This window comes from Phytohabitans sp. LZ39, assembly GCF_059359075.1.
Genome location: NZ_JCADBM010000015.1, coordinates 223,644 through 240,661, shown reverse-complemented (window position 1 = coordinate 240,661; position 17,018 = coordinate 223,644). Strand labels below are relative to the sequence as shown.

Below are 17,018 nucleotides of genomic sequence, written 5' to 3'. Positions count from 1 at the left end.
GAGGATGCTTCGGAAACGCGGGCGGCGGGGGCGGCGGCGAGCCGGTACCTTGGCGGGCGTGAGAGCCACCAAGGTGATCACGGCCGCCGGGGTCGCGCTCGTCGTCGCGGGTGCCGGTGCGGCATGGATCGTCTCCCGGCCGGAGCCTCAGCCTCCGGCGACACGGGTGCCGGCGTTCGCCACGGTCACACTGCACGGGCGCGACGGCACCTTCGGCTCGCTGGGCACCACCGCGCCGTCCGGGCAGGCGGCGACTCAGGCGGCCGTGCCCGGGTGGGACTTCGCGCCCGGCGTGCAGGCCTACCGCAGCGCGCTCGCCGCCGACGGCACGGTGCTCGTGGCCGGCGCGTCACACAAGACCGACTTCAGCGCGCCCACCGCCGACCGCGCGACGGTCGCGGCCTACCGGCCGGCGGCGGGCACGTTCGCCACCATCCAGATAGGACCGGTCCGGTCCGGCGCCCCTTCCGTGGCCGACCTGGAGCCGGTCGACGGCGGTGTCGCGTTCGTGACCCGGCCGGCCCGCGACGCGCCGCTCGACGGCTGGCCCGCCTTCGGCCTGCTGACCACTGTGGAGGGCCAGTGGCGGGTGGCGCCGGTCGGCGGCGCCGTGCACGGCGGCGATTTCAACGACCTGGCCACCCTGCCCCGATCGCGGCACATCCTCGTCGCGCGGGCCGGCCGCCAAGGCAAGGCCAACGGCGGCCTCCTCGCGGTGCGGCTGAGCGGGCCCGACCGGGAGGGCCGGTTCACCGCCGAGGTGACCGCGGAGTACCGGTACCCGCGGGTCCGCGACGGCCAGGTGTCGGTCCGCGAGGTGCGGGTCGACCCGACCGGCAGCGGCGGCGCGGAGCGGTTCGCGATCGGGCTCGACGTCGACCGCGGCGAGGGAAAGTTCTACCACCAGCTCGTCCAGGAGTTCCGCTACGACGCCGCCAAGGAGCAGATCGCCCCGGTCTCCGCCCCGGTGATCCCCGGCGACCGCAATGACGACGGCAAGGGCGCCTTCTTCGAGTACAACTCGTTCCTCTACGACCACGCCGGCAACCTCTGGGTGTCCAGATCGGACGGTTTCCGCGGCGGGCCCCTCGCCGTCTACACCGCCGCGGACGGCCGGCGCCGGCTCGCGAGCGGCGACTGCCGCCTCCGCCCCGGCCAGCCGCTCGACCGGCTGCGGGCGGTCGCCGGCGCCCGCCGCGCGTGGGGCAAGCCCTGCCCGCCCGACTACGACATCCTCCAGCCGCGCCACCTGCTCGCCATCATCGGCCTGGCACAGGACCCCGCCAGCAAAGACGTCGTCGCGCTGGCCTTCGGCGGCACGCTGCTCGCCGTGCGCGCCGTCCCGACCGGCGGCGGCCTGGCGTTCCAGGTCGGCAACCCGGTAGACCTCGGTCGCAAACTGCTGCCCATAGTGGACACCGCCTTCCCGCAACACCGCCTCGGCCCGGTCGACAGCGCCCACCGCGCCTGGGTCACCGGCATGCACGCGGCACGCACCGAGGCCGGGCAACACCTCGACCAGTGGATGTACTCAGTGGACACCACCGACCTCTTCGACCCGGCCCCGGTGGTGCTGCCGGCGACCCCGGGCCGCGCGGTCACCATCCAGGCGGAGCGCTCCAGCATCGTCACCACCACAGTGCGGCCGGGCCGCGGGTCGGCCGCGCACGAGGTCGTCTCGGACGTGACCGTCCAAGACTGCGGTGCCACCGCCGACGGCACCACCTGCGGATACGACCAGACACCCGGCGACGGCTTCGTCATCGCCGACGAAACCCGCTTCGGTCACCTCCGCGGCGACGTCGACTATCGCGTCGAGGTGCCGGCGGCCGGCCGATACCAGGTCAGCTACCGCGCCGCGACGTTCCCGGTCACCAAGACCGCGCGCATCGCCCTGTCCGCCGGCGGCCGCACCTACACGCAGCCGGTAAACACGAACGGCCACTGGACCACCGTCCGCGCCACCGAGGCGGTCACGCTGCCGGCGGGCCCACAGACCATCCGGCTCTCCCCGCCCGAGGGCAGGGGCGGCTGGTTCCTCAACTCCTTCACCCTCCAACGCCTCTGAGCGCCGAGCCAAGTCCTTTTCCCGGGTCCGCGTCAGCTGCGGACCGCCGCTCCCGCCGGAGACCGCGCAGGTCGGCGGCTCGCAGCGCTCGCCGAGATCCCCGACCTACGCTGCCACCTCCGCGCCGCAAGCCCGAGAGACCGCGACGTGCGTCGTGGTCCGGACCCGATGCCACTCACCGCAAGTTGACCATGGTCTGATCCGCAGCTGCCGCGGGTTTGGTCGCGGTCACTCCCTTTGCGGCCGTCGGATGCGCGGCCACCGGTGTTTGTCCACAATGCCGGTTACCGAACAGGCGGCGGGAGATCCAAACAGGACTTCGTCGCCCTGAGTAACCGCCGCCGCCGTGCGCCCGGCCCAAGATTCGAGATCTTGGAGAGTTGGGGCGCTATATCAACCCGAACTGTCCTAGATCTGAATGTTCTCAGCTGAGCCCGCTGACGCTGTGTCACAGACGGTGGCCGGCGAGGTCGGCCCATCCTGTGCGGGCGGGGAATGATCAACTGAGGGTGAGTGGCACTGGGTCCGGACCGCCGCTCCCGCGGCCTCACCCGTCCGCTGTGGGAACGCGGGTAGATCTTGTTACGCGTAGTGGCCCCTCGACCTTCGCGGTTTGGCCGGCTCGAGGCCGGGCCAAGCAAGGCTTCGCAAGCCCGGTATCCACGGCGCTTCGGTGATCGTTAGCCCAAAACCCGTGTTCTCGCCGGCGTGTCACACGGGTTCCGGGCTAACGATCATGACGCCGCCCACATACCGAGCCACATCCCCCAAACACTGGGAAAGTGGCCCGGCGATCCGCCGATCATGGTGTTCGCGGGCCGGCCAACCCCCTAGGCCGCAGCCAGCGGGCGAAGCCCGGCTCCCACCGCAACCACCCACCAAGACCGTGAACAAGCCGGGACGGCCCGGCCGGAGCCCGAGGCTCCGCCGGAGGCGCACTAACCGCAACCACGAAACAACCCGAAAGGAACGGAGAAGCGCCTCAAAGGCAGATGGGTCTCGCCTTGGGCTTGCACCGCGGAGGTGGCAGTGGAGGCCGGGGGTTTCGGCGAGCGCTGCGAGCCGCCGGCCGGAGCGGTGCCCGCGGGAGCATACGGTCCGCAGGTGACGCGGACCGGGGCATATGACAAGGAACCGTTACGGCGACCCGGCCATGATCTTGTGGTCGCGGTAGTAGGTGGCGGCGCCCGGGTGTAGCTGGACCGGATACGTGGCGAGCGCGGATCGGTGGTCGAGCCGCCGCGCCTCCTCGTGGGCCGCCACCAGGCGCGGCTTGGCCGCGAAGAGCAGCTCGGTCAGGCGGTAGGCGGTCTTTTCCGGCAGGGCGCGCCGCACCACCAGGACGTTGGTCACGCCGAGGGTGTCGACCGGGTCGGGCTGCTTGACGCTCGCCGGAATCGCGTAGGTCCTCGTCGCCGGGATGGTCCTCGCCTGGTAGATCTCGCCGTACCGGGCCTGGAGGCGGTCGATCTGGTCGCTGAGCGTGAGCAGGCGAAACGGCGTGTGCTTGGACATGTCGACGAGTGCGGGCATCGGCAGGCCGCCGGTGACGAACAAGCCGGCGATGTCGCGGGTGGCCAGTGCCTCGGTCGACCGCGCGAGCGTGAGGTGGTGCTCCTGGAAGGTGTTGATGTCGTGGCCGGCCTCCTGCACCACGCGGGACGCGATGGTGTGCGTGCCGGAGCCGGGCGGGCCGGTCGAGATGTCGAGGCCGGCCAGGTCGCGGAGCTGGCGGACCTTGCTGTCGGCGCGGACCACGATGTGGAGGTAGTCGTCGTAGAGCCGGGCCAGCGCCACGATCGGCAGTGCGCCGGAGAACGGGCCTTCGCCCTGCGCGGCCTGCGAGGTGGCGTCCACTGTGGCGAAACCGACGTCGGCCTGGCCCTCGGCGACCGCCCGCAGGTTGTCGATGGAGCCCTCGGTCGGCAGTACCCGCACCTCGCCGGTGACCTCGTCGCGCGCGGCGTCGGCCAGGGCGTGCGCGAGCGCGTTGTAGACGTCTCCCGCGCCGCCGCCGGCGATGACCAGCCGCTCGGGACCCGCGTCGCCGCCGTCGCAGGCGGTGGTGAGGGCGGCCAGCAGCAGGAGTGTGGTGGCGCGGCGGCCTCTCACGAGAGCCTCGCCGCGGGCAGGGTGATGCGGGCGTGCAGCCCGTGCGGGTGGGCCGGCATCAGGTCGAGGCGGCCGCCGGAGGCGGTGACCAGGGCGTCGGCGATCGTGACGCCGAGGCCGGAGCCTTCGGTGTTTTGGCTGGCCGGGTGGCGCCAGAACGCATGCGCCGCCCGTGCCAGGTCGCCGGCCGGGATGCCGGGGCCGTCGTCCACCACGTGGATGTGCACGAGGTCGGGGCCCGCGGGCTCGACCGCCACCGTGACGTGCGCGCCTTCGCCGGCGAACTTGATCGCGTTGCTGATCAGGGCGTCCAGCGTCTGATCCAGGGCCTGTGTCGCGGCGCGTACCGGGATCTGGTCCGGGCCGTGGCGGGCCAGCTCGACCCCGGCGAGGCCCGCGGCCTGGCGCCAGATCGCCACCCGTTCGTCGGCGACGGCGGCCGCGTCGACCTCGACCGCGTCGTCGGCGGTGGCCTCGGCCCGCGCGTAGGTCAGCAGGGCGTCCCACATCTCGCCCATCCGGGTGATCTCCTCGGCCACCATGCGGTAGTCGTCGAGCCCTTCCCGCCGCACCGACGGGCCGAGGTTTTCCAGGCTCAGCCGCATCGTGGCCAGCGGTGTCCGCAGCTGGTGGCTGGCGTACGAGACGAAGCTGCGCTGCCGCTCGACGAGCGTGGAGATCCGTTCGGCCATCCGGTTGAACGTGGCGGTGAGCTGCCGCAGCTCCGGCGGGCCGGAACCGCCGGGCACGCGGTCGCCGAAGCGGCCGTCGGTGAAGGCGAGCGCGGCGCTGTCGAGGTCGCGCACCGGCCGCAGCATCCACCGGGCGAGCGGCACCGCGGCGGCCACCCCGATGGCCAGCACCAGCAGGCTCAGCCCGACCAGCAGGGCCCAGCTGCGCATCGTGACCTCGTGCAGCGCTGCCGAGGGGGAGACGGTCACCGCGACGCCGATGATCTCGCCGCCCCGGCCGACCGGCTCGGCGACGACGAGCGGGTCGTCGCGCCACGGCCACAGGCCGCCGTCGAGGCCCGCGCGTTCGCCGGAGAGCGCCGCCTCGATCCGCTCGCGCACCGGCGACGCGTGCACGTCGAAGTCGAGCCGCGACGTGATGAAGAGCTGGCCGTCGCGGCCGGCCACCGCGGCGGCGATGCCGTACATGGCGTCGTACTGCTCCAGCTCCGTCCGCAGCGCGTCCTTGTAGTCGGTGCGCAGGGCCGGCTCGGCGAGCGAGGCGAAGCGGGCCGTGTCGCCGCGCCGGTCGATGAACATCTCCTGCGCGTTACGCGAGGCGATCGTGACGCCCAGCGGCACGCTGAGGCCGGCGAGCACGGCGAAGAGCAGGGTGACGTACGTGATGAGGAGTCGGCGCTGCACGAAGCCCTCCGGTGCTGCTGCTACTGCCGCGGCGCGATGCGGTATCCGACACCGCGGATGGTCTCGATCTGCGCGCCCGCGCCGATCTTCCCGCGGAGCGTCGCCATGTGGACGTCGAGAGTACGCGAGGTGCCCCGCCACGAGGTGTGCCACACCTCGGTGAGCAGCCGCTCGCGCCGCACGGCCGTGCCCGGCTCGGCGGTCAACAGCATGAGCACGTGGAACTCCTTGCGGGTCAACGTGATCGGCTGACCGTCCACTGTGACCTCGTGGCGGTCGAGGTCGACCTGGAGGCGGCCGACGGTGCGCACGCCCTCCGGCCGCGGCCGCGCCCGCCGCAGCACCGCCTCGATGCGCGCCTGGAGCTCGGCGAAGCCGAACGGCTTGACCACGTAGTCGTCGGCGCCGCCGCGCAGCCCGGCGACCCGGTCGCGCTCCTCGCCGCGCGCGGTCAGCATGATGATCGCCCCGTCGCCCTGGCCGCGCAGCGTGCGGCACACGTCCATCCCGTCGCCGTCGGGCAGGCCGACGTCGAGCAGGACCAGGTCGGCCGGCGGGGCGGCGAGCGCGGCCGCCGCGGTGGTGGCGTGCTCCACGTCGTATCCGCTGCGACGCAGGGCGGCGATCAACGCGGCCGCGAACCGGGCGTCGTCTTCCACGAGCAGCACGCGCATGCTCATCCGCCTCCTCCGCGCCGTCATGGTCATCGTGGTACAGGGAAACGCGTTCCGCGAGACCGGCGACCTTAAATGTTTGTCAAGTGGCCCGTGCTGTGATCGGGCTCTGAACGGACTATGAGCGGTCGGGGCGACGGTAGCCGCACAAGCACGGTCGACCTGAGGAGGTCCAGATCAGAATGAAGGCTTACCGGATGAAGCGGGCTGTCGCGGCGGTGTTCGCGGCCGCCGCGATGTCGGCGCTCTCGCTCGGCGTGGCCGGGGCGCCCGCCCTCGCGGACTGCCCCGCCAACAGGTTCTGCCTGTACGAGTCCGCCGGCTACAACGGCGACCAGTTCACGTACGCGCCGGGCACGTCCTGCACCAACCTCGGCTCCGGCATCAACAACGACGCCAACGCGATGCGGAACTACCGGAGCCACCGCGTCAAGATGTGGGACATCCCCGGGTGCGCCGGCGCCACCACGTACACGGCGCAGGGCGCGTCCTACGACTCGGACTTCGGCAACAACGGCTTCTCCAACAAGGCCAGCTCGCTGAAGCGCATCTGACCCACAACTGCTGGGACGCCGGGGCTCACCCGGCGTCCCAGTGTCTGTCGACAAGGGAGCGAGGAGAGATGATTCTGCGATCGGCGCGCGTTCTCGTAGCCGCGCTACTGGTGGTCGGCTGTGGTGCTCCCGTCGACCCCTTCGCGCCGACGGCGCGGGTCGAGGGCCTGCGCCTGCCGTTCGACGCGTACACGCATTCGCTGGCCGGGCTATACGCGATAGAGAACGCCAAGGACCTGCTCACCCGCGAGTGTATGGAGGCGAGAGGGCAGACGTGGGAGGCCATCGAGCGACCCACCAACCTGAAGGATCTGCGCAACCGCCGGCGCTACGGGGTCGTCGAGATGGGCGTCGCCGAGCGGGTCGGCTACCACGCGCCGGCCGGGCTGCTCACCCCGTTGGCGGTCGAGCGCCGGTACGACGCGCGCGAAGGGACCCTCACCGAGAGCCAGACGGCGGCGGCCTTCGGGCCGGGCGGTTGCGCGGACGAGGCGGCGACGCGGCTCCAGCCGGCCCGGAGTCCGGACCTGGAGCTCGTCGACCGGCTGAGCCGCGACTCACTCGACGACGCCCAGCAGGTGCCGCCGGTCGCGTCCGCGATGGGCGCGTGGCGCGAATGCCTGCGCGGCATGGGTTTCGACTACGCGACTCCCTTCGCGGCCATGTCCGACGCGCGATGGTGGGCGGACGACGCCGCCGAAGCGTCGGACGACGCCGCCGAAGCGTCGGGTGACGGCGCTGGAGCGTCGGGTGACGGCGCTGGAGCGTCGGGCGACGAGAAGGCGGTGGCCGTCGCCGACGTCCGCTGCAAGGAGCGGACCGGCCTCGTCGAGGTGTGGCACGCGGCCGAGGTGGAGATCCAGCGGAAGGAAATCCGGCGTCACCCGTCCTACTTCGAGGAGCTGGGCGCCGCGACGGAGGCCGAGCTGGCCGCCGCCCGTCAGGTGGTGGAGTAGAGGTCGAGGCGGGGGTCGCCGCGCAGGATGGCGTGCTCCAGCTCGCGCAACCCCCGCCCCGGATCCAAGCCGGTGCCGCCGGCCATGGCCGCGCGCGCGGCGCGGTAGGTGGCGAGCGCGTCCGCGATCAGGCCGGCCCGGTACTGCGCCAGCATGAGCTGGCCGACGAGCCGCTGCCGGTACGGGTGCTGCGCCACGAGCTCGACGAGCGTGCCGAGGACGCCGAGATGGTTGCCAGTGTGCAGCTCGGCGTCCACCCGCTCCTCCTCGGCCGCGAGGCGCTCCTGGGCGAGGCGGTGGGTGAGCCGCTCGACGACCTCAGGCGGCCCGGCGCCGGTGAGCGCCGCACCGCGCCACATGGCCAGGGCACGGCGCAGCGGGCCGAGCCGGTCGGCCTGGACCGCGCACTCCAGCGCCTGCGTGACCAGTACGCGAAACCGGTGCACGTCGACGCAGTGCGGGTCGGCGTGCAGCGCGTATCCGTCGCCGTGGCCGGCCAGCTCGACCTGGCCGGGGCGGAGCACCGCCCGCAACCGCGAGATGTTGACCGCGATGGCGTGCCGCGCCGTCCGGGGCGGGTGGGCCGGCCACGTGAGGTCGACCAGCCGGTCGACGCTGACCACGCGGTTGACCTCCATCGCCAGCAGCGCGAGGCAAAACCGTTGCTTGCGCGGGCCGAGGCCGAGGCGAGCGCCGTCACGCCACACCTCGACGGGACCCAACAGCCGGATGTCCATGGCCCCCCGATCCACATCGGACATTCTCCTACCGTATGCGAGCCGGCGGTGTTCGCACGTAAAGCCTTCCCTAAAAAGGGTGCGGGGCGGATAAGATCATGAGGTGCAGGATGCCTTCCGCGAGCGGCGTTTCGGGCTGTTCATCCACTGGGGCCTCTACGCGCTGCCGGCGCGGGGCGAGTGGATCCGCCACCACGAGCGGATTTCCAACGCCGACTACCAGCGCTACTTCGCGCACTTCATGCCGGATCTCTACGACCCGGCCGAGTGGGCGGAGCACGCGGCCGACGTGGGCGCCCGCTACGTCGTGGTCACCACCAAGCACCACGACGGGTTCTGCTTGTGGGACACCGCCCTCGGCGACTACAAGGCCACCAACACGCCGTGGGGCCGCGACCTCGTCGCCCCGCTCGTGGCCGCGCTGCGCGAGCGGGATCTCGGCGTCGGCTTCTACCACTCGCTGATCGACTGGCACCACCCCGACTTCCCGATCGACGGCCTGCACCCCGAGCGTGACAACGAAACGCTGCGCGCCGAGCCCCGCGACATCGCCCGCTACCGCGAATACCTGCACGGCCAGGTGCGCGAGCTGCTCACCGGCTACGGCAGGCTCGACGAGCTGTGGCTCGACTTCTCGTACGTCGACCACACGCACTACGGCCAGCGCGTGTGGGGCGGCAAGGGCGCGGCCGACTGGGGCAGCGCCGAGCTGCTCGCGATGGTGCGCGAGCTCCAGCCCGGCGCGCTCGTCAACGACCGGCTCGACGTGCCCGGCGACTTCGTGACGCCGGAGCAGTACCAGCCGAGCAAGCCACTCACCCGCGACGGCGAGCCGGTCCGGTGGGAGGCCTGCCAGACCCTCAACGGCACCTGGGGCTACGACCGCGACAACACCGACTTCAAGTCGGTCGACCTGCTGGTGCGGATGCTCGTCGACACCGTCTCCATGGACGGCAACTTCCTGCTCAACGTCGGCCCCACCGCCCGCGGCCAGTTCGACCCGCGGGCGGTCGAGACCCTGCGCGGCATCGGCCGGTGGATGCGCCTGCACGGCCGCTCCATCTACGGCGCCGGCCCCAGCACGTTCACCGCGCCGCCCGACTGCCGCTACACCCAGCGCGGCGATCGGCTTTACCTGCACCTGTTCGCGTGGCCGTTCGACGCGGTCCATCTACCCGGGTTGGCCGAGCGCCTGGAGTACGCCCAGTTTCTGCATGACGGCGCCGAAGTCCGTTGGACGGTCGCGGATCCCAGCCGCGGCGCGGCCTACGCGACCGTCGCGGAGAGCCAGCCGGCCGGCACGGTGACGCTGGAGCTGCCGGTGCGCCGCCCCGACGTCGAGGTCCCGGTGATCGAGCTCTTCCTCCGCTGATCGGCGGGCCGGCTTTCCAAGGGCGGTCCCAGACGGAGACTTCCGCGGCCCACGCCGTCGTGCGCGCGGGGCAGTGGGCAATCCGGTGAGGTCGGGTGTCGCGGGTGCCCTTGCTCCGCACCCTATGAGGGCGGCTGGGCGGTCGAGCCCGCGCCCGAGCATGGGTGACCACTATGGGGGAGCAGAGCAAAGCCACCCGCGCGCGTCTACCGGCGGCGGGACGGGGGAGGCCGCGGGAGCAGCCTCACCCGAGCGCTCAGGAGCTTTCAGAGTCGGGGTGGCTTCGAGCCCTATTTAGATTTGAGCTACCGCGATGTCCGTCGTGGTCCAGACCGCTGCTCCCGCGGCCTCACCCATCCGCCGTTGGTCACGGCACCCCTACGCGCCACCGGCCAGGGCGGAAAGGGGGCGGGGTTGATTGGGCTCCCGCGAGGCGGTGGTCGACGTTTGTCCACAATGCCCGTTCCCGGATCGGCGACCCGGAAAGCAAACGAAGTCCCGCCCCTGGGCTGGTAACGCTGCGTCAGGACGGCGGAGGTAAAGCCCGCGAAGACCCTGTCTCGCGGAGCTGGCAGTGGACGGCCGGGGGGTCGGCGAGCGCTGCGAGCCGCCGGCCGGGAGCGGTGCCCGCGGGAGCATACGGTCCGCCGCTGACGCGGACGCGGGCAAATATGCCTCGAAGCAACGCCACGACGAGCGACCCTTACCCGAAAGGTCTCTCGTGACACGGCGAACTCCGTCTCTACCGCCCGTAGCTCGTACGCGGGCGGCATGCTCACCCCTTGAACGCGCCCTTCGCGAGGTCGGCGATGAAGCCGCGCGCGAAGATGGTGAACGCGATGACGAGCGGGAACATGGCCAGCAGCGCGCCGGTGACGATCCGGCTGTAGTCGAGCTGGTGGGTGCCGTTGAGCTGCGAGAGCGCCACCTGCAACGTGACCTTCTCCGGGTTGGTCAGCACGATGAGCGGCCACAGGTAGTCGTTCCAAGTGCTGACGAACGTGTAGATGCCCAGGAACGAGAGGCCGGGACGCAGCACCGGCAGCGCCACGCTCCAGTAGAGGCGGAAGAACCGGGCCCCGTCGAGCCGGGCCGCGTCGAGCAGGTCGTCGGAGATCGCACCCTTGATGTACTGCCGCATCCAGAAGATGCCGAACGCGTTGGCCGCGGCCGGGATGATCAGCGCTTTGAGGTCGCCGATCCAGCCGAGCTCCGCCATCGTGATGAACTGCGGGATCACTGCGAGCTGTACCGGCAGCATGAACGTGCCCAGCAGCAGCCCGAAGAGCAGCCGCCGCCCCGGGAAGTCGAACTTGGCGAACGTGAACGCGGCCAGCGAGTCGAAGAACAGCACCAGCACGGTGACCGAGCAGGCGACGATCAGCGTGTTCAGCATCGAGCCGAAGAAGTCGATGCTGTCGAAGACGTTGCGCACGTTGGTGCCGAACTCCGAGCCGAGCGTCAGCTTCGGCGGGAAGCGGTAGATGTCCTCCGTGCTGTTGGTCGCCATCACGAGCGTCCAGTAGAACGGGAACAGCGACACGATCGCGCCGAAGACGAGCGCGGCGTGCAGCAGGACGCCGCGGCGGCGGATCCGAACCTTGAGCACCGACATCAGTCCTCCCGCCGTTGCACGAGGCGCCAGTTGATGACCGCGAAGAGCAGGATGACCATGAAGACCGCCCACGAGATCGCGGCCGCGTACCCGAAGTCGTTGTTGTCGAACGCCTGGTGGTAGAAGTAGAGGACCATGGTCAGACCCTCCTGGCCGGGCCCGCCGGTGTTCGGCGTGGTGTTGTTGCCCGGGATCATGACCTGCGGCTCGGTAAACGTCTGCATCCCGCCGACCGTCGAGACGATCACCGTGAAGAGGATGACCGGGCGCAGCATCGGCAGCGTGATCCGGAAGAACGACTGCACCGGACCGGCACCGTCCACCTTGGCCGCCTCGTAGAGGTCGCCGGGGATGGCCTGGAGGCCGGCGAGGTAGATGATCGCGTTGTACCCGGTCCACTGCCAGGTGCCCACCGCGGCGATCGCGATCTTGAGGCCCCACGGGTCGCTGAGCCACCGCACCTCGGGCAGATGCAGCCAGTGCAGCACCGCGTTGGCCAGCCCGAAGTTGGAGGCGAAGACGGCGCCGAAGAAGAGCGCCATCGCGACCACCGACGTGACGTTGGGGACGAAGTAGGCGATCCGGTAGAAGCCCCGGAAGCGGACGGCCGAGTTGAGCATCGCCGCGATCACCAGCGCCAGGCACAGCATCGGCACGGTCGAGAACAGCCAGATGATCACGGTGTTGCGCAGCGAATGCCAGAACGTGGCGTCTTCCACCAGGTACTTGAAGTTGGCCAGGCCCACGTACTCCATGTCGCCGAAGCCGTCCCAACGCTGGAACGCGAGGTAGAGCGAGAACAGCATCGGGAAGAGCCCGAACACGGCGAAGAGCACGTAGAACGGGGAGATCGCCAGGTACTGCGGCCAGAACCGCCACGGCCCGCGGCGCCGCCGGGTGGGTGCGGCATGCGCACCCACCCGGGTCACCGTTGGCGCCGCCGGCCGGTGGATGGTGGTCACGTCAGCTGACTCCCAGCCGTTCCCCGATCTTCTTGGCCTCGCTCACGGCGTCGTTCCACGCCTCGTCCGAGTTCTTGCCCTTGGCCTCCACGTTGGACAGTTGCGTGTAGAACGGCGCCTTGACGGCCGCGTCGTTCGGGCCCTCGTACGCGACCGGCACCTTCTCGGCGGCCGGGCCGAAGACCTTGATCGTGACCTGGTCGCCGAAGAACGGGTCCGGCTGGTTGAGCGCCGGCATCGCGTACGTCGCCGGGGACGCCGGGAAGATGGCCGCGTCGGTGAAGCCCTGCGCCTGGTTGTCCGGGCTGAGGATCCAGCTGATGATCTCGAACGACTTGGTGGGGTTGCGGCTCGCCTTCGGGATGGTCAGGAACGAGCCGCCGTAGTTGCCCGGGCCGCCCGGCGTCGCCGCGACGCGCCACTTGCCGGACGTGGACTCGGCCGCCGACCGGATGTCCAGTGCCATCCACGCCGCGCCGATGACGCTCGGCAGCGTGCCCTTGGTGAGCGCGGCGTTGAAGTCCTGGCTGCCGCCCGGGGTCTTCGCGTTGATGCCCAGCTCGAGCGACTTGACCGCGAGGTCCCACGCGGCGCGGACGTGGTCCTGGTCGCCGATGAACTTGTTGTTCTCGTCGACGAAGCGCTTGGCGCCCTGCCCGATCGCCATGTCGAACACGGCCGTCGTCTCCACGACCATGAACGCGCCGGGCACCTTGCCCTTGAGCTCGACCCCGGCGTCGAAGAACGCGTCCCAGGTGGGCATGGCCGCGGCCACCTTGTCCGGATCGGTGGGCAGCCCCGCCTTCTCGTACACGTCCGCCCGGTAGTACAGCGCGGTCGGCCCGATGTCGATGGGGAAGCCGATCACCTTGCCGTCCTTGGTGGTGGCCTGCCGCCACTTCCACTCCACGTACTGGCTCTTCAGCGTGTCGAACCCGAGCTCGTTCAGGTCGAGGAACTGCTCCTGCTGGGCCAGGAACGTGGAGATGTCCTCGCCCTTGACCCCGGTGATGTCGGGGATGCCGGACCGGCCGCTCATCGTGGTCAGCAGCTTCTCCTTGAAGGTGCCGCCGATCTCGGACATCGTCACCTTGACGTCGGGGAACCGCGTGGCGACGCCGTCGAGCACCTTCTTGCTCAGCCCGCCGCTCCAGTACCAGAGGGTCAGCTCCTTGCTGTCTCCGCCGGTGCCGCCGCCGGCCGCGTCGTCGTCGCCGCACGCGGCCAGCCCGCCGAGCGCCGTGCCGGCCAGCCCGAGGGCGCCGAGCTGGAGCAGCCGTCTTCTGTTCATATCCATGGGGGTGCCTACCCTTCACGTTCCACAATGGATCAGTCTGCTATCGCGGTGTCGAGGAAGCCGTAGTCGGTGCCGCCGTTGGTGCGCCGCCAGGCGGCGATCTCCGCCCAGGTCGGCGCCGCGGGCGCGCCACCCAGCCGGCGTACCGACAGGGCGGCGGTGAGGTTCGCGAAGCGCAGCCGGTCGGCCAGCGGCCAGCCGGCGAGGCTCGCGACGATGAACCCGGCGCCGAACACGTCCCCGGCGCCGGTGGTGTCCAGGGCCGGGACGGAAATCCCGGGCACGGACGCGGATTCCCCCGTCGTGGCGTCCACCGCGAGCGCCCCCTCGGCGCCGCAGGTGATGACCGCGACCGGCACGAGGTCGGCCAGCCGGTGCAGCGCGCCGGCCGGTGTCGAGGCGCCGGTGTAGTGCATCGCCTCCATGGCGTTGGGCAGGAAGGCGTGGCAGTAGGAAAGCTGGCGCAGCACCTCGCGCGACCAGGTGCCGGACGGGTCCCATCCGACGTCGGCGAAGACCAGGCTGCCCTGTGCGTGTGCCCGGGCCAGCCAGTCCTGCTCCCACGGTCCGATGTGGACCATGGCGGCCCGGCTCGCCGGCGGCAGCCCGATCAGCTCGTCGGCGGTCACAGGCGGCGGTGTGCCGTGGGTGACCAGGGCCCGGTCGTCGTCGTACGCGAGGGAGACGGTGACCGGCGTGGACCAGCCGGCGAACCGCCGTGACACGGACAGGTCGATGCCCTCCTGCCGCGACAGGTTGTCCCAGCAGATGTCGCCGTAGGTGTCCGCGCCGAACGCGGCCGCGAGCGACGTGCGGGCGCCGAGCCGGCTCAGCGCCACCGCGAAGTTCGCGATGCCGCCCGGTCCGACGCCCATCTGGTCGGTCCAGACCTCGGCGCCCAGCGTCGGCGGCTTCGCCAGTCCGGTGAAGACCATGTCGTAGAAGAGCAGGCCGGACAGGAAGACGTCGACGGGCTCCGCGTCAGCCATGGACAACCTCCCGTTCATAGTTGCGCAGAATTTTGCACCCCATGAGCGAGGTTGGCAATAGTCGCTCAAACTCCGTCATAGCGCTGAGCGAGTTTGAGTGATAGCTTCTTGCCGTGCTTCCCCAACAGCGTCACGAGATGATCTTGCGTACGCTGCGGGCCGATGGCCCCGCGGCGGTGCGGGTCCTGGCCGACCGCCTCGGCGTGAGCCAGGCGACGGTCCGCCGCGACCTCGTCCAGCTCCAGCAGGAGGGTCGCCTCACCCGGGTCTACGGCGGAGCCGTGTCCTCCACCGACGTCGACGAGCCGTTCGCCGAGGTCGCCGCCGTCCGCGTGCGGGAGAAGGACGACATCGCCGCACGCTGCGCCGAGATCGTCAAGGACGGCGAGACGATCATCCTCGACATCGGCACCACCGCACACCGGCTGGCACACCGGCTGCACGGGCGCTCGATCACGGTCATCACCAGCAGCCTCGCGGTGTGCGAGGAGCTCGTCGATGACCACGACATCCAGCTCGTGCTGCTCGGCGGCGTCGTGCGCCGCAGCTACCGCTCGATGGTCGGCTTCCTGACCGAAGACGCGCTGCGCCAGGTGCGCGCCGACCGCCTCTTTCTCGGCACCAGCGGCGTGCGGTCGGACGGGCAGGTCATGGACACCACCGTGGTCGAGGTGCCGGTCAAGCGCGCGATGATCGCGGCGGCCGAGCAGGTGGTGCTGATCGCCGACGAGAGCAAGTTTCCCGGCACCGGCATGGCCCGGGTCTGCGGGCCGGAAGACCTGCACGTGGTCGTCACCAACGGCACCGCCGACGCGGGCACCCGGGCCGCTTTCGCCGACGCGGGCGTGGAGGTCCAGACCGTATGAGGCTGACCATCCTGGGCGGCGGTGGCTTCCGGGTGCCGCTGGTGTACCGGGCCCTGCTCGACGACCGCCGGGCCGGGCGGGTCACCGACGTGGTCCTGCACGATGTCGACGCCTCCCGCCTTGCCGCCATCCGGCGGGTGCTGGCCGAGCAGGCCGACGGTGTCGCCGACCCACCGCGGATCACCCACACCACCGACCTCGACGAGGCCATCCGCGGCGCCGACTTCGTCTTCTCCGCGATCCGGGTCGGCGGCCTCGCCGGCCGCGCGTCCGACGAGCGGATCGCGCTCGACGAGGGCGTGCTCGGCCAGGAGACGGTCGGCGCCGGCGGCGTGTCCTACGGGCTGCGCACCCTGCCCGTCGCCATCCAGGTGGCCCGCCGGGTCGCCGCGCTGGCGCCGGAGGCCTGGGTCATCAACTTCACCAACCCGGCCGGCATGGTCACCGAGGCGATGGCGGCGCATCTCGGCGACCGCGTCATCGGCATCTGCGACTCGCCGGTCGGGCTGGGCCGCCGCGTCGCCCGCGCGCTCGGCCTCGACCCGGCCGCGGTGCAGCTCGACTACGCCGGCCTCAACCATCTCGGCTGGCTGCGCGGCGTGCACGCCGGCGGCGTCGACCACCTGCCCCGGCTGCTGGCCGACCCGGAGGCGCTCTCCTCGTTCGAGGAGGGCAAGCTCTTCGGCACCGACTGGCTGCGGACGCTGGGCGCCCTGCCCAACGAGTACCTGCACCACTACTACTACACGCGCGAGGCGGTCACCACTGGGCGGGCGAGCGCGCAGACCCGCGGCGCCTTCCTGCTGGAGCAGCAGGACCGCTTCTACACGGCGACGGCGAGGGGCTCCGGCTCGGCGCTCGCCGCGTGGGAGGACGCCCGGCTGGAGCGCGAGCGGACGTATGGCGCGGAGAGCCGGGCCGCCACCGGCGCCGGCCCGCGCGACTCCTGCGACCTGGACGGCGGCGGCTACGAGCAGGTCGCGCTCGCCCTCATGCGCGCCATCGCGCACGACGAGCCGGCCACGCTCATCCTCAACGTCCGCAACCGCGCCCCGGGGCCGGCAAGCTCCGACCCGAGGAGCGGAGCGACGAGGGCGGAGCGCGCCGGGCGCCCGGGGCGCTCCGCGAGCGAAGCGAGCGCAGCCAGCAGAGTCACGCTGTCCATCTTGGACGCGGACGCGGTCGTCGAGGTGCCCTGTGCCGTCGACGGCGGCGGTCCCCGGCCGTTCGCGGTCGACCCGCTGCCCGAGCACGCGGCCGGGCTCGTGTGCGGCGTGAAGGCGGTGGAGCGGGCGGCCATCGAGGCGGCCGTGACCGGCTCGCGCGCCGCCGCGCTCAAGGCGATCGCGCTGCACCCGCTCGTCGACTCGGTCACCGTCGCCCAGCGCCTGCTCGACAGGTACGTGCGGCACCATCCACACCTGGCCTACCTGAGCTGAG

The 17,018-nt window shown here is 71.4% G+C and carries 14 protein-coding genes; 6 read left to right on the top strand and 8 right to left on the bottom strand.

Annotated elements, in window-relative coordinates:
- Window positions 1-58 precede the first annotated feature (58 nt).
- Window positions 59-2,068, top strand: a complete 2,010-nt coding sequence (locus tag AC5L36_RS27485) for a carbohydrate-binding protein (protein ID WP_441220621.1) — start codon at window positions 59-61, stop codon at window positions 2,066-2,068.
- Between the two features lie 1,137 nt (window positions 2,069-3,205).
- Here AC5L36_RS27485 and AC5L36_RS27480 read toward each other — a convergent pair.
- Genes AC5L36_RS27480 through AC5L36_RS27470 form a run of 3 tightly spaced genes read right to left on the bottom strand, consistent with a single transcriptional unit; the run spans window position 3,206 to window position 6,230 of the window.
- Window positions 3,206-4,180 carry a TAXI family TRAP transporter solute-binding subunit gene (locus AC5L36_RS27480; protein WP_441220619.1) on the bottom strand — a complete coding sequence of 325 codons (975 nt, stop codon included), beginning with the start codon at window positions 4,178-4,180 and terminating at the stop codon, window positions 3,206-3,208.
- Window positions 4,177-5,556 carry a sensor histidine kinase gene (locus AC5L36_RS27475; protein ID WP_441220617.1) on the bottom strand — a complete coding sequence of 460 codons (1,380 nt, stop codon included), beginning with the start codon at window positions 5,554-5,556 and terminating at the stop codon, window positions 4,177-4,179. Before AC5L36_RS27475 ends, AC5L36_RS27480 begins: the two co-directional genes overlap by 4 nt.
- A gap of 20 nt (window positions 5,557-5,576) precedes the next feature.
- Window positions 5,577-6,230, bottom strand: a complete 654-nt coding sequence (locus tag AC5L36_RS27470) for a response regulator transcription factor (RefSeq protein WP_441220977.1) — start codon at window positions 6,228-6,230, stop codon at window positions 5,577-5,579.
- A gap of 197 nt (window positions 6,231-6,427) precedes the next feature.
- Between AC5L36_RS27470 and AC5L36_RS27465 the strand changes: the two genes are divergently transcribed.
- Together AC5L36_RS27465 and AC5L36_RS27460 are read left to right on the top strand one after the other, a co-directional pair.
- The gene (locus tag AC5L36_RS27465; RefSeq protein ID WP_441220615.1) at window positions 6,428-6,784 is read left to right on the top strand and encodes a peptidase inhibitor family I36 protein; all 357 of its coding nucleotides are present in this window, start codon (window positions 6,428-6,430) and stop codon (window positions 6,782-6,784) included.
- A 68-nt stretch (window positions 6,785-6,852) separates the two neighbouring features.
- The gene (locus AC5L36_RS27460; RefSeq protein WP_441220613.1) at window positions 6,853-7,740 is read left to right on the top strand and encodes a hypothetical protein; all 888 of its coding nucleotides are present in this window, start codon (window positions 6,853-6,855) and stop codon (window positions 7,738-7,740) included.
- Here AC5L36_RS27460 and AC5L36_RS27455 read toward each other — a convergent pair.
- Window positions 7,725-8,501, bottom strand: a complete 777-nt coding sequence (locus AC5L36_RS27455; RefSeq protein ID WP_441220611.1) for an AfsR/SARP family transcriptional regulator — start codon at window positions 8,499-8,501, stop codon at window positions 7,725-7,727. The genes AC5L36_RS27460 and AC5L36_RS27455 overlap by 16 nt on opposite strands.
- Before the next feature lie 79 nt (window positions 8,502-8,580).
- Here AC5L36_RS27455 and AC5L36_RS27450 point away from each other — a divergent pair, with 79 nt between their 5' ends.
- Window positions 8,581-9,849: an alpha-L-fucosidase gene (locus AC5L36_RS27450; RefSeq protein ID WP_441220609.1), complete on the top strand. Its 1,269-nt coding sequence runs from the start codon at window positions 8,581-8,583 to the stop codon at window positions 9,847-9,849.
- A gap of 775 nt (window positions 9,850-10,624) precedes the next feature.
- Here AC5L36_RS27450 and AC5L36_RS27445 read toward each other — a convergent pair.
- The 4 genes from AC5L36_RS27445 to AC5L36_RS27430 are packed head-to-tail and all read right to left on the bottom strand — an operon-like array spanning window position 10,625 to window position 14,712.
- Entirely contained in the window at window positions 10,625-11,464 is an 840-nt protein-coding gene (locus AC5L36_RS27445; RefSeq protein WP_441220607.1) for a carbohydrate ABC transporter permease, read from the bottom strand.
- Window positions 11,464-12,426: a carbohydrate ABC transporter permease gene (locus AC5L36_RS27440; protein ID WP_441220605.1), complete on the bottom strand. Its 963-nt coding sequence runs from the start codon at window positions 12,424-12,426 to the stop codon at window positions 11,464-11,466. The genes AC5L36_RS27445 and AC5L36_RS27440 overlap by 1 nt, the downstream gene beginning before the upstream one ends.
- Window position 12,427: 1 nt before the next feature.
- Window positions 12,428-13,717, bottom strand: coding sequence for an ABC transporter substrate-binding protein (locus AC5L36_RS27435; RefSeq protein ID WP_441220604.1), 1,290 nt, complete (start codon window positions 13,715-13,717; stop codon window positions 12,428-12,430).
- A gap of 38 nt (window positions 13,718-13,755) precedes the next feature.
- Window positions 13,756-14,712: a carbohydrate kinase family protein gene (locus tag AC5L36_RS27430; RefSeq protein ID WP_441220602.1), complete on the bottom strand. Its 957-nt coding sequence runs from the start codon at window positions 14,710-14,712 to the stop codon at window positions 13,756-13,758.
- A gap of 137 nt (window positions 14,713-14,849) precedes the next feature.
- On the opposite strand from AC5L36_RS27430, the gene AC5L36_RS27425 reads away from it, so the two are divergent.
- Both AC5L36_RS27425 and AC5L36_RS27420 read left to right on the top strand, forming a co-directional pair.
- The gene (locus AC5L36_RS27425) at window positions 14,850-15,578 is read left to right on the top strand and encodes a DeoR/GlpR family DNA-binding transcription regulator (RefSeq protein ID WP_441220600.1); all 729 of its coding nucleotides are present in this window, start codon (window positions 14,850-14,852) and stop codon (window positions 15,576-15,578) included.
- Window positions 15,575-17,017 (top strand): 6-phospho-beta-glucosidase, encoded by a 1,443-nt coding sequence (locus tag AC5L36_RS27420; protein WP_441220598.1) that lies wholly within the window; start codon window positions 15,575-15,577, stop codon window positions 17,015-17,017. The genes AC5L36_RS27425 and AC5L36_RS27420 overlap by 4 nt, the downstream gene beginning before the upstream one ends.
- Window position 17,018: the final 1 nt, after the last annotated feature.